The following is an 11,937-nucleotide window of genomic DNA, read 5'->3' as shown; positions in this document are numbered from 1 at the left end:
CCATCGCCTACTACGAACTACTTATGTTCTTGCGGTACTAGAAGGCTGCCGATGAAGCTAACTAACCTGTCTAGTAGCAGACCGACCACCCCGACGTAAATCAGCGCGACAATAATTTGGGACAACAGCGAGTTGTTGTAAGCATCCCAGATAAAGAAACCAATTCCTACACCGCCGACTAACATTTCAGCCGCAACAATTGCCAACCAGGATAAACCAATTCCTATTTTCAACCCGGTAAAAATGTAGGGAACCGAAGCGGGCAGAACGATCTTCAAGAAATACTTATGACTTTTTAGACGCAACACCCTGGCGACGTTTCTGTAATCTTGCGGAATGTTCTGTACGCCAACGGTTGTGTTAATCAGAATCGGCCAAATCGCCGTAATAAAAATTACAAAGATTGCGGAAGGATTGCTTTGTTGAAACGCGGCAAGAGAAATCGGTAACCAAGCGAGGGGAGGAATGGTACGCAGCACTTGAAAAAGTGGGTCTACGGCGCGAAAAACAAAGTCATTGACGCCAATAAAAATACCCAAAGCGATGCCAACAATTGCCGATAAAGAAAAGCCAATTGCTACCCGTTGCAAGCTGGCGAAGACTTGCAAAGCCAAGCCTTTATCGGTGCCACCGTTATCAAAGAAAGGATTGATGATGTAAGGGTCCCACGTATCGGCGATTACTTGCATCGGCCCTGGTAAGCCTTTGGAACCGGGAGGACAGAGAATTTGCCAGACAATCGCAAAGAATGCGATCGCTACAATTGGCGGCAAGACATATTTATTATTTTTCTTGAACCAACTACCCAACAATTGCTGGGGATTGTTATTAGTTGAATATCTGCGATCGCTTCTAGCAGTCATGAAACCCTCCAAATTATCAGCCGTCAGTTATTACTTTGTCTTCCCCTAGTTCCCAGGCTCCTGCCTGGGAACTCAATCCTAGAGGCTCTGCCTCGGCTACATTATTGACTAATTAAGCCTTCTTAATCTTGAGACTTGCCAAATAAGCTGCCGGGTTTTCCGGATCGAAAGTAACGCCATCAAAGAAAGTTTCGACACCGCGAGAAGGACTGGTGGGAATTTCGGCCGCCGGTACGCCCAATTCTTGAGCGGCTGCTCTCCACAAATCTTCCCGGTTGACTTTATCAACCAATTCCTTAGTATTAGTATCCGCCGGAATATTGCCCCAGCGAATATTTTCAGTCAAGAACCACAAATCGTGACTCTTATAAGGATAGGAAGCATTATCTGCCCAGAACTTCATCCGCAAGTCGCTAGCTTGCAGCGCGGGACGACCATCGCCATATTCAATATTGCCTTTAGCCCGTTCGATAATATCAGCTGCGGGTACTTTAAACCACTTCGCTTGCGACAGAATTTGGCACATTTCTTCTTTATTTTCCGTCTTTTCGCACCACTGCTGCGCTTCCATGACAGCTTTTAAAATTGCCTTCGCCGCTTTAGGATGTTTATCCACCCAATCTGCGCGCATTCCTAAAGCTTTTTCGGGGTGGTTTTTCCACAGTTCTCCTGTCACTAAAGCGCTATAACCTGCCCCCTGGTTAATCAATTGCGCGTTCCAAGGTTCCCCTACGCAAAATGCTTCCATATTCCCCGTCTTCATATTTGCCACCATTTGCGGCGGTGGAACGGGAATTACCGAAACTTCTTGGTCTGGATTAATGCCGTTAGCTGCTAGCCAGTAGCGCATCCACAAGTCGTGAGTACCGCCGGGAAAGGTAATGGCGACTTTAAGTTCGTCTTTACCGCTGGCTTTAGCTTGAGAGAATGCATCCTTAAGCGCTTTAGCTTCTAAGCCAATCTTGGCATCTTTGTAAGTATTGCCAATAGAAATCGCCTGACCGTTTGTATTTAACCTTGCCAAAATGTACATCGGTATAGCTTGCTTGGTCTTGGTTTGACCCAAGGTCATAAAGTAAGGCATGGGGGTTAGAATGTGCGCCCCGTCGATACCGCCGCCAGTGGAACCAATTTCTAAATTATCGCGAGTAACCGGCCAAGATGCTTGCTTGAGGACTTCTACATCCTTCATCCCATACTTTTCAAACAACCCCTTTTCTTTGGCAATAATTAGGGGTGCAGAGTCGGTCAGCGCGATATATCCCAGTTTGGCTGTCGTCACTTCTGGGGCGTCGGCGGCGCTGACGTTGGTAGCTACGACTGGACTCGAAGTTGCCGCGGGTGCATTGTTAGCAGCGGGCGTATTGTTGGCGGTAGTATTATTCCCTGAAGTACAGCCGTGGGCTAAAAGAGTTCCTGCTGCTGTTGCGCCTGCGGTGATGATGAATTTGCGTCTGGAAAACTTGGTCATTTTTCTTTACCTGTACGATAGTTGGTTTCTTTCCGGCTTGGCTCCCCCTATCTAGAGGGGATTAAGTTGCATCTGATAGCAAGTTGGTGTTCGTTTTGGCTTTCTGCAAGCGGGTAATAATTTTACTCTGGATCTTAGACAAATTAAATCGATGGATGGGGTATCGCCTTTAACAGAAAGCATCGTATTTGTAAATAGTTTTGCTAGTAGGTTGCGTTTAGGTACGTTATCACTTGGGGTTACCCTTACTGAACAGCTATTGAGTTTTGTTAAGTAAAACCGGCTTCGGCTCCTCCTTGGTGTCTAATTAAGCCATCGCTGAATTGATTGTTTCGTATCTTTAGTTACAAATTATTGCAATAAATGAAGTTTAGGCATATATGTTATGCAATTTTGACATATATAATTCTTGAGAAAGATTGACCAAAGAGGCAGAGGTCCAGGGGCAGGTGGGCAAAAGGTGCTCCAGGGGAATTTGAATGTACATTCTCCCCATCTCCCCATCTCCCCATCTCCCCATCTCCCCTGCTCCCCTGCTCCCCTGCTCCAGAGCCCCTCTGCTTCTTTTTGACCCAAAGGAATTGGTAAAGTTGAATTTGGAAGCGCTTAGAGTTATTTATGGATCGTCGTACCTTTCTGGGCTGGGTGGGTGTGGGTTGGGTAGCCAGTTCGCTGCCGGTAGCACTTGCCGCCTGTTCCTCTAACAACACCGATACTCAAGCACAAACAAATAACACCGCCACGGACACAGCCGTCGCCAGTTCTCCCCGCAGCGATCGCTTTGTCGTTGTCGGTACGGTTGCGGATTTAACTCAGAAAGGTCAAATCCTGGACAAGCAATCTGCCGTTGGCCCGGTTTTAGTTGTCCGTAACCCTGCTGCTGCTAACCAACTTGTGGCGGTTAATCCCACCTGTCCCCACTTACGCTGCACGGTAGATTGGAAGTCGCAGCCAAGGGAGTTTGTCTGTCCTTGTCACGGTTCTAAATTCGCCACCAATGGCACCGTTGTCACCGGTCCAGCGGATAAGCCGCTAAAAACTTACCAAGCCAAGATTGAAGGTAATTCAGTTTTGGTCAGATCCAGCTAGATCAACCACCAAATATGATCAAACAGCATGGTTTCGATGCATAATAAGAATCGAAAAAGTCATTCAGTAGTAAAAGTTACAAAAACCAACTGGGAGAACCGAATATCGTGTTTTCAGTAAAACATCAAGTACGTCGCGCAACAGCGGAATTAACGCCTGTGGACAAGAAGGAGCCGACTCCCTTGGCTGAAGCAGGAAATAAACGTCAAAACAAGCGAGTTAGATAGCTATGCGTGTTTTGAGTCAGTTTTGTGTTGCACCTACTCCAAGCCCTCCGATTGACAAGGCGATCGCCTCCTATGAAAGGGGCGATTTTTTATTAAAATCCAACTCGCTCAAATAAATAAGGATCATGTTGAACGTTCTAGAACAGGCTGCTTGTGCCGTTGAGCAAAAGAATTGGTCTTTGCTCAACCAATGCCTGCAACAACTGCCGGTGAAGAGAAACAGTGCAGGCGCACCTGGGGGGGAACAGCAAGCCTTACCTGATATAAATTTACTGCTAACTTTAGCGTTAGAAATTCTGGAAACCGGGGATTTTCACCAACGTTGGGAAGTTGCGAAGGTTTTCCCTCGACTGGGAAGTTTTGCGATCGCTCCTTTAGTAGCTATTTTGGCAGACGAAGCCGAAGAAGATCGGGAGTTACGCTGGTTCGCTGCTCGCATTTTAGGCGATTTCCACAATCCAGAAGCGATCGCGGCTTTGGTAGACGTTCTCAAGACCAACCATAGCGAAGATTTAACCGCAATGGCAGCAGCCGCGTTAGCCAGCCTCGGTGCATCGTCAAAAAATGCTACCGCTTTTCGCTTAGCAATCGACGCTTTGACGGATATGCTGGAGCGAGACGAAACCAGATCCTTGGCAGTAAAGGCGCTTTCCCACATCCGCCACTCGGAAACCATTACACCTCTGCTCAGTGTTATCCGAGATAAAGAAGTAGCGGTTAGAACAACAGCTATAGAAGCGCTCGCCAGCTTTCACGACGATCGCATTCCGCCAGTTTTGTTAGACGCGCTCAAAGATACCGCAGCGCCAGTGAGGCGGGAAGCCACCATCGGTTTGGGTTTCAGGGCGCAATTGCAGGAAGAATTAGAATTGGTGGCGCAGTTGACCAAGCAACTTTGGGACTTGAATCTGGAAGTTTGCCATGCTGCTGCTATTGCCTTGGGGCGCATGGGAACAGACGCCGCCGCCGATGCTTTGTTTGCCGTGCTGCGAAAGGGAACCGCGCCGCTATCGTTACAAGTTCAAATTGTGCGAAGTCTCGGCTGGATCGAGACGCCAAAGGCGCTAATTTATTTACAAAAAGCGATCGCACAGCGGAATCGATCGCCGGTGAGCAAAAAAGACGGGTCGAATGGGAGACGCGGCGACGGGGAGAGTTTTTCTACAACATTCACCGCGTCACCGCTCTCCCTTGTCACCGCTTCCTCTTCGCGTCCGATGCCCAACAATCCAGGGGATATTGACTTAGTTTGCCAGGAAATTATCGCGGTTTTGGGGCGCGTAGAAAAGCCAGATGTAGTACGGCTCGCTGCTAAGATTTTGCTTGATGGCTTGAATTCTAACTATCCGACGATTCAACATCCTAGACTGAAACAAGCCTTGGCAACGAGTTTGGGGCATCTGAAAGATCCGGCGGCGATTGATTCGCTAATTCAAATGTTGGCAGATGGGGATGAGGGTGTAAAATGGCACGCCATCGCAGCCTTAAAAAAGTTCTCTGGGGTCGCGCCAAAATTAGAGGCTCTGGTCGCTAATCATAATTTGACCCCCGCGCTCAAACAAGGGATTGCAATCGCTCTGGAGAATCTCAGATTTTAGATTGGGTAATTGGTAATTGCTAATTGCTAATTGCTAATTGGTAAGTTCCCCCCTGCTCACCTGCTGAATTTGCGTAATTCCTGATATAGTACAATCTGCAAGCCCGCAATTGAAACCCAAAAAGCTCCCAGTGGGTGGGAGCTTTTTATTGACTATTAGCACTTACGCAAAGAAACTTTGGCGAGCCGAAAAATCCTTGGTTTGGCAATCATATCATGTCCTTAGGCATCGGTAGTGTATGGATAGCTAATTGCGTGTAAGGGCTATCGCATTTGCGCTGTTATTTTGTCGGCCAACAAGAAATATTTCTACGCAAATGCGATAGCCCCTGCTAATTGCTCGCTTGTCAATTGCCTCCAGAGCTGCTCAGTAATTATTGACTGTTTCTTTTTTATTTAGCCATTAGCGATTAGCTATTAGCAGTTACACAACCGTTGCCAAGGGACATGATATCAGAGATCGACGGTCGAAACCGGGTTTCTGGCCTCGGATTGCGTAAGTTCTGTGACTATTAGCACATTGCCAAATCTACCTGTTCCCCAATTAAATCCAAAAATCTGGTTCCATAGTGCTGAATTTCCCAAAAACTTGCCTGTGGTGCTACTGATTTGTAGACCCGAAATGTCTTGATAATTCCCAAAGTGGCGGCACTTTCCAGAGGCTTTAAACAAACAGGAAGTCGGCAGCGGTGAGGTTTGTTACACCAGCAACAGTAATGCTATTGCCAGTACCAAACGCTGTGGAGGTGACAATCGAATTGCCACTACTGACGCTAATGGATAAATTGCTAAAGCTAATGCCAAAACTGATGAGATCGATCTTGTCAGCTCCATCTCTGAAGCTATTGATCCTATCGGCTCCAAATCCACTGGAGAAAATCAGTAGATCGGCTCCAGCCCCACCATTGAGCGTATCATTACCAGCCCGACCAATCAGCCTATCCTCTCCATCTCCACCATTGAGAATATCGCTACCAGCACCGCCATCGAGATAATCATTTCCGGCTTCACCATTGAGGGTGTCATTGCCCTCGTTGCCAAAGATGTTATCGTTGTCGCCAGATCCCGTCAGAATCTCAGCACCTGAGGTTCCTACATAAAGGGCGATCGCACCCGTTGCCGTTGCGCCAGTGAAATCGGCGTTGGTCAAGTCAACTTTGGTGAAGTTGGCATTGGACAAGTTGGCATTGGTGAAGTTAGCACCAACCGCTGAACCATCCACAAAGTTGATGCCGCTTAGGGTTGCACCCGTCAGGTTAGCGCCGTCCAGATCTGCCTTCTGGAGAGAAGCACCGCTCAGGGTTGCACCCGTCAAGATAGCATTGTTGAGGCTGGCCTCTGTGAGATCCGCTGCGGTCAGATTGGCTGCCACCAGGAGAGTCGATCCATTGCCCTTTATCAGTTTCAGATTCGCATCAGTTAAATTTGCGCCAGTTAAATTGGTGCCAAAGATCTCCGTATTTTCCAGAAAAGCGTTATTGAGTTCAACACCACCTGTGAGATTAGCACCATTGAGGAAGCCAAAGCTCAGGTTAATCCCGGTCATCTTTGCCCCAATAGCTGTGGCATTAGTCAGATTGCCACGTACCAGTTCAGCACCCGAAAGATCGGTTCGATAGGAGGTGCTATTTGGTGAGACAAAAGTATTGAGATTTGCGCCAACTAATTGCAGATCTTCTGCAATCAAGTCCACCATAATGGCACCCCGCAGATCCGCTCCGTCCAAGTCGGTATCCGACAGAAGCGCCCCAGTTAAATCAGTCTGGATTGCAGTGCCATTGGCGTTGACATAAGGACTGAAGTTAGACCCTGTAATCACCACATCCTCTGTCCGGAAGCCAGTCATAATGGCACCCCGGAAACTCAGATTTGCGGCTACATTCGGTGTTAGGGTACTCGTATCGGTGAGCGCTGCTCCACTTAAATTCGCCCGGTCAAAGATCGAGTTTTCCAGGTTAGCATCGGTAAAGTTGGTTAATGTGAAATCAGCACCTGTGGCATTGGTGCCAGAAAACTTGATGCTTTCAATGTCAGCACTCTCGAAGTCAGCACCCGTAAGGGTCGCACCTGTGAAATCTGCACCTTTAAGTTTGGCATCAAAAAACTTGGCATTCGTGGCGTTGGCGTTGTTAAACTTACTGTTTTCACCGGATTCGCCACTCAGATCGGCTAAATTAAAAATGGTGTCAACCAGGGTGGCACTGCTCAGGTCGATGCCTTTCATAACAGCAAGCGACGCATCAGCTCCACTCAGATTTGCACCCACCGCAACTGCATCGGTGAAATTGGCTTCCCGCAAATTCGTTGTTGCACCTGACAGGTTCGCACCCGATAAGTTGATTCCCAAAGCGGTAGCCTTGAAAAGGTTTGCACCTACCATGTTTGCCTGAGTAAAATTCACATTACTCATGGCAGCCAAATTAAACTTCGCGCCTGTTAAGTCGGCACTGACTGAATTGAAAGGCGAAAAGTCAACATTGGTCAGGGATGCGGCTTGAAAGTCAGCATTCTGTAAAATTGTGCCTTTGAATTGCACATCGCCGATCAGAGAAGAGACAAACTTAGAAAAGTCATTGGGAACGCTCAAATTCTCACCATTAAAATTTTCGTTGCTTACTGTGTCGAAGCTACGATCGATTACTGCCATAAACATCCACCCGAATTATTGTATTGAACGTTCTTTTTTCTTTTATTCTCAGGTATTCTCAAACACTTAGAACCTAACAACAGACTTTTTGCTTCGGTAATTTCACCCTAGATTACTGCTTTATTGAACTCGAGTCAATTTTGTTTGTCAACGATTGTGAGAATTTTCTCATCATATTATTACCTTTTATAAATCGAAAATAAATTATCATTTTAAATACCCCAAAATAATATAGATGCTACCTTTTGGCGCGGCTTTGGTGCCCAGATTCCGCACGCTGTGGTATCGCACAGCATAATTACCCAGACAACTCTATTTTTCAAGTGATAAATTATGCCTTTAAACAGGGTTTTCTCCGTTTATATACGTTATAAACGTATAATTTATAGCTTTATTATTTGATAAAAACAGGTAAAAACCGATTGTGACAGTTGAGGGGGCGAAATCTGGGTTAATAGTGAAATGTACTTTCCTAGTTTTGTTTTGCAAAAGATATAAAGGACAGGACTGACGCAACTTTCAAATGCGATCGCATACGCCAGATCTGGGTAGCCTGGGCTTGACAAAAAGACCGTTTAATGTATCATTATTCTGAGAATGATAATAAAACAGCATTATGAGAATTTTCTCTTAGCTGCATAAACCAGCTATAAATCTTTTCCTCTTAACCCAAGTTGTGCGAGCGCTCTACCAAAATTGGTTGATTTCGTGGGTTTAGTTGTAAAAGTCACAAATTTTTCGGCGAGCTGCTGCGAGCTAATTAATACCAAGTTGTGCCTCAGAGTACTATAAGTCTGCTTCGCTCTTTTCTCTGTTGTTTCTTTGTCACTTCTATCCACTATCTTAGAATGCAGCTTGCTAGAGCGATGGTCAAAATTATTTTATTTTATTGCGGTAATAACAAAATAGAGTAACTAAGACTCAACATTAACCAAAGAAAAATAAAGATATGACAAGCGGTTGTATCAATTTCTACGGAACTGGGGCAAGAAATGCGGTATGGTCTTGTCAGCTCCGATGTAAACCAGGATACAAAACCCTGGGCGTCGAGCAGTTGCAGGCATTGCTAGCGATCGCTGAAACTGGCAGGTTCAGGACTTACGCACGAGGATCTGATCGCCAAAGTTTCTGGGTGGCTCTCTAGTGTTATAGCGACGATTTTTCAGAGAAAGAAAGGTGATTTGCGTCAGGAGCTTTCAGAAAGCAGCGCGATTTGGCGGCGTCACGCAATCGACGATTAGTCGGCAGATCCAGTCTAAAGAAGCAGATCTGGGGTTGCCGCTATTTGATCGCACCGCGCCAGCAAAGCTAACCCTGGGGGGGGAAAGATTTTGGCCTCGCGCTGCCTTGGTTGACTGGTTTTGATGGGTCTGGTGGCAGCACATCAAAGATGAGATGAATGCGCCATTGTTCCGAAGGATTGAAAGCTTCGTGGGGTTGTTTATTGTCAAACCACCAGAGTTCGCCTTCATGCATGATGGTTTCCTCACTACCGCATTTCATCCAGCTTCCGGATTGGCTGTGGAGAACCAAATGATAGCGCTCGCGCAGTCTGTAATATTCACCGTAGTCGATGTGGCTGTAGACTCGTCCTTTTGGGGCTAACTTGAAGATGTTAACTCTGCCTAATTCTCCACCAATTTCCTCGACAAACCTCTCGACCCAATTCATCACCACGGGAAATTCCCCAGCTATTTCCGTGGGACAGGAGGCATGGACATCTCTGGCATTCTCAATTCCTGGCGGAAAGGGTTTTGCCGCTCTTGTGAGGAAAATGCTTTGAGTTTCTGGCTGAGGCATCAGCTTTTGTTGCCGACTCGTATCATAGAACCAGAAAGCTGATTTATCGGTGATTTCTGCGATCAAAGGGGCAATTTCTACGCTTTGTTTCAGCCGTTGAAAAGCCTTCCTGGGTTGCGTTACCCGCTCGGGAAACGCGGACAAGTTACAAAGTTTGAGCAGCGCCATCAAGCTCTGCTGCACATTATCCAGGCCAATCTGGTTGTCATAGACTGTCGTCCGCACAGCTCCCTGAACTTGCGATCGCTTCCTAACGTAGAACATATCGACATCGTTTTTAAATTGCAATTGGCGAATGTGGCATATTCCCCGCCAAATGACTAACTCATAGGCATTAGCTCTAGTCGGATCGTTGTTTTGCACTGCCAGACGATAAGCCTCCGCTAGACCTTGCAAATAATTCCCAGTAGCTGCCGCCTGGGATAAGCCATATTCCGGGTATGTCGAACCGTAAAATCGACCTCGCAAATCCAGGGAGCGTAGCCGATCCCATTGTTGTATGGGCAATAGCCAGTCATTCATCTCAAAGACAAAATCCCGGAATATGGGGTCGCCAGTCTCGTCAAATAGCAAGGCATAGGCTTGGCTATGCCAGGGGATAAAGGCGGGATGACGATTAGCCAGGTGATATTTTCGATAATAGGAGAAGCTTTGGCGACACTTATCCAACCTCTGCACAGTGGGATTCATTTGATATAGAGATGCCCAAAACAGAAGGGCGACTCCGGCGTCAATATTGTGGTGTTGATCTTCGTGTCCCTGATGCGGGTTATTAAAAGAACCATCTGCTTGCCACAACGCCTCAATCTCCTGGCATAGCATCTGGTAAATGTGCAACACAAAACTTACTCAAAGGGCGCATTTCGCTTAATTCGACGGAAAGCTTGCTGCTTCAACCAAGGATGACGGCATCAACAGTCCCCAGGCGTAAATTCCGCGCTTGCCGCACGTACAAGGGTTTTTGGGGCATTTTCCAGATTTATCGCAGCATTTAGATCGCGATCTATGGAAACGCCACATTTACTGCAAAAGTAAACACGCTCTTTCAAAGGCATTGGTTGAATATTGCCGCAGCAGGAGCATGTTTTAGAGGAGGGAAACCACCGCTCAACCAGTTCTACTGTAGTACCGAAGAATGTCACCTTGTAAATCAACATTCTGCGGAATTCATAAAATCCCAAGCTGGAAATGGCGTCAGCTAATTTTTGATTAGCTATCCTGCCAGCGACGTTGAGATCTTCAATCCGAATTCGGTAGTACTTAAGGCTTATGTCAGTCGTATTTTTTGGCAAAAAGTCTCGCCTTATCTTAGCGATTCTGGCGGGCCTTTTGGCTAATCTTTGGTAGTACTTTAGGGCATTATTTGATGCTTTTACCCCAAGACTGCGGTTGCCCAATTGCTTGTTGCGGTTGTACCACTGCTCCTAAATTCGCTTGGTTAGAGCTGATTTCAGGGATTGTGGTGCAACAAATTTAGAACCATCCGATAATGTGGCAAAGCATTTAACGCCTAAGTCGATACCAACTGATTGAACCGGATGTAGGAGTGGTGGAACTTTGTCAACATAAGCGTGCGAATGAGACAAACCATCTATCAGAATCCCTCGAAATAGTGAATGTTTGGCTCAAGCAAAGGAATGGAATTCTTTGCTTGAGTCTAAATTCTCCTAAACCGGGGATAGTAATCTTCTTGCCTGGGTGAAGCACTTGGCGATTCGTGAACGGAATCATCGCTTCACCCTTGGCAGGATACAACCCTGCCTTTTTCAAGACGGTGAAACTGTCTCCCCTCTTCTTGGATTTGAATCGAGGGAAACCAGATTCACCTTTACGCCATCGCAAGGGTAGCCTTTGCTAAATTCAAGAGTGCTGATGAGTAAATAGCTGATGGATACTGTTTCATCCAAGCATACTCAGGCTTGGTTTTGACATAATTGGTAAAGACTTTTTCTATTTCGGCTAAGCGCTTGGCATCACTGGCTTTAATTCCCTCAAATTCCCAATATTGAGTTAGGAGTGACAGACCGAAATTATAAACAAGCCTAGAAAAACCGGCACATCCTGCTATTTTAGAGCGTTCTTTATTATTCAATTTAAGCTCTAGTTTCAGACTGTACATTTTCACCGATTGACTAGGCTGTATACTGCGATCATACCAATAAATAATTCCTCAAGCAAATGGACTTCAAAAAATCTAAATAAGGTCTGAGCTTAGAAATTTAAGAGGCTTAGAATATAACTCC

At 46.3% G+C, this 11,937-nt stretch carries 9 protein-coding genes and 2 pseudogenes; 4 read left to right on the top strand and 7 right to left on the bottom strand.

Features of this window, described 5'->3' with window-relative positions; translation table 11 throughout:
- Positions 1-17: 17 nt before the first annotated feature.
- Together ntrB and ACE1CM_RS02235 are read right to left on the bottom strand one after the other, a co-directional pair.
- Positions 18-863, bottom strand: coding sequence for a nitrate ABC transporter permease (gene ntrB, locus ACE1CM_RS02240; RefSeq protein ID WP_374875773.1), 846 nt, complete (start codon positions 861-863; stop codon positions 18-20).
- Between the two features lie 112 nt (positions 864-975).
- Positions 976-2,334, bottom strand: a complete 1,359-nt coding sequence (locus ACE1CM_RS02235; RefSeq protein WP_374875772.1) for a CmpA/NrtA family ABC transporter substrate-binding protein — start codon at positions 2,332-2,334, stop codon at positions 976-978.
- 618 nt (positions 2,335-2,952) lie between these two features.
- Between ACE1CM_RS02235 and ACE1CM_RS02230 the strand changes: the two genes are divergently transcribed.
- Positions 2,953-3,423 (top strand): ubiquinol-cytochrome c reductase iron-sulfur subunit, encoded by a 471-nt coding sequence (locus tag ACE1CM_RS02230; RefSeq protein WP_374875771.1) that lies wholly within the window; start codon positions 2,953-2,955, stop codon positions 3,421-3,423.
- Between the two features lie 352 nt (positions 3,424-3,775).
- A complete protein-coding gene (locus tag ACE1CM_RS02225; protein WP_374875770.1) occupies positions 3,776-5,248 on the top strand; it encodes a HEAT repeat domain-containing protein in 1,473 nt (490 codons plus the stop codon).
- Between the two features lie 511 nt (positions 5,249-5,759).
- Here the strand turns inward: ACE1CM_RS02225 and ACE1CM_RS02220 are convergent.
- A pseudogene (locus ACE1CM_RS02220) lies at positions 5,760-5,909 on the bottom strand (calcium-binding protein); the annotation flags it as partial.
- Positions 5,910-5,911: 2 nt separating this feature from the next.
- Positions 5,912-7,894, bottom strand: coding sequence for a pentapeptide repeat-containing protein (locus tag ACE1CM_RS02215; protein WP_374875769.1), 1,983 nt, complete (start codon positions 7,892-7,894; stop codon positions 5,912-5,914).
- Between the two features lie 949 nt (positions 7,895-8,843).
- On the opposite strand from ACE1CM_RS02215, the gene ACE1CM_RS02210 reads away from it, so the two are divergent.
- Positions 8,844-9,038, top strand: coding sequence for a hypothetical protein (locus tag ACE1CM_RS02210; RefSeq protein ID WP_374875768.1), 195 nt, complete (start codon positions 8,844-8,846; stop codon positions 9,036-9,038).
- Between the two features lie 32 nt (positions 9,039-9,070).
- Positions 9,071-9,238 (top strand): annotated as a pseudogene (locus tag ACE1CM_RS02205) (LysR family transcriptional regulator); the annotation flags it as partial.
- Here ACE1CM_RS02205 and ACE1CM_RS02200 read toward each other — a convergent pair.
- The 3 genes from ACE1CM_RS02200 to ACE1CM_RS02190 all read right to left on the bottom strand — a co-directional run bounded on the left by ACE1CM_RS02200 (position 9,203) and on the right by ACE1CM_RS02190 (position 11,786).
- Positions 9,203-9,694, bottom strand: a complete 492-nt coding sequence (locus ACE1CM_RS02200; protein WP_374875804.1) for an aspartyl/asparaginyl beta-hydroxylase domain-containing protein — start codon at positions 9,692-9,694, stop codon at positions 9,203-9,205. The pseudogene ACE1CM_RS02205 and the gene ACE1CM_RS02200 overlap by 36 nt on opposite strands.
- Before the next feature lie 911 nt (positions 9,695-10,605).
- Entirely contained in the window at positions 10,606-11,091 is a 486-nt protein-coding gene (locus ACE1CM_RS02195; protein ID WP_374875767.1) for an RNA-guided endonuclease InsQ/TnpB family protein, read from the bottom strand.
- Between the two features lie 431 nt (positions 11,092-11,522).
- Entirely contained in the window at positions 11,523-11,786 is a 264-nt protein-coding gene (locus tag ACE1CM_RS02190; protein WP_374875766.1) for a hypothetical protein, read from the bottom strand.
- Positions 11,787-11,937 lie beyond the last annotated feature (151 nt).

The sequence above is a fragment of the Microseira sp. BLCC-F43 genome, from assembly GCF_041929235.1.
Classification (GTDB): Bacteria; Cyanobacteriota; Cyanobacteriia; order Cyanobacteriales; family Aerosakkonemataceae; genus Microseira.
The sequence above is the reverse complement of the archived record's forward strand: the minus strand, read 5'-3'. Positions and strand labels throughout refer to the sequence as shown.

What these genes read in the sequence shown, in the direction of transcription:
- ntrB (WP_374875773.1), bottom strand. Translation starts at nt 863, where the DNA reads ATGACTGCTAGAAGCGATCGCAGATATTCAACTAATAACAATCCCCAG.
- ACE1CM_RS02235 (WP_374875772.1), bottom strand. Translation starts at nt 2,334, where the DNA reads ATGACCAAGTTTTCCAGACGCAAATTCATCATCACCGCAGGCGCAACA.
- ACE1CM_RS02230 (WP_374875771.1), top strand. Translation starts at nt 2,953, where the DNA reads ATGGATCGTCGTACCTTTCTGGGCTGGGTGGGTGTGGGTTGGGTAGCC.
- ACE1CM_RS02225 (WP_374875770.1), top strand. Translation starts at nt 3,776, where the DNA reads ATGTTGAACGTTCTAGAACAGGCTGCTTGTGCCGTTGAGCAAAAGAAT.
- ACE1CM_RS02215 (WP_374875769.1), bottom strand. Translation starts at nt 7,894, where the DNA reads ATGGCAGTAATCGATCGTAGCTTCGACACAGTAAGCAACGAAAATTTT.
- ACE1CM_RS02210 (WP_374875768.1), top strand. Translation starts at nt 8,844, where the DNA reads ATGACAAGCGGTTGTATCAATTTCTACGGAACTGGGGCAAGAAATGCG.
- ACE1CM_RS02200 (WP_374875804.1), bottom strand. Translation starts at nt 9,694, where the DNA reads ATGCCTCAGCCAGAAACTCAAAGCATTTTCCTCACAAGAGCGGCAAAA.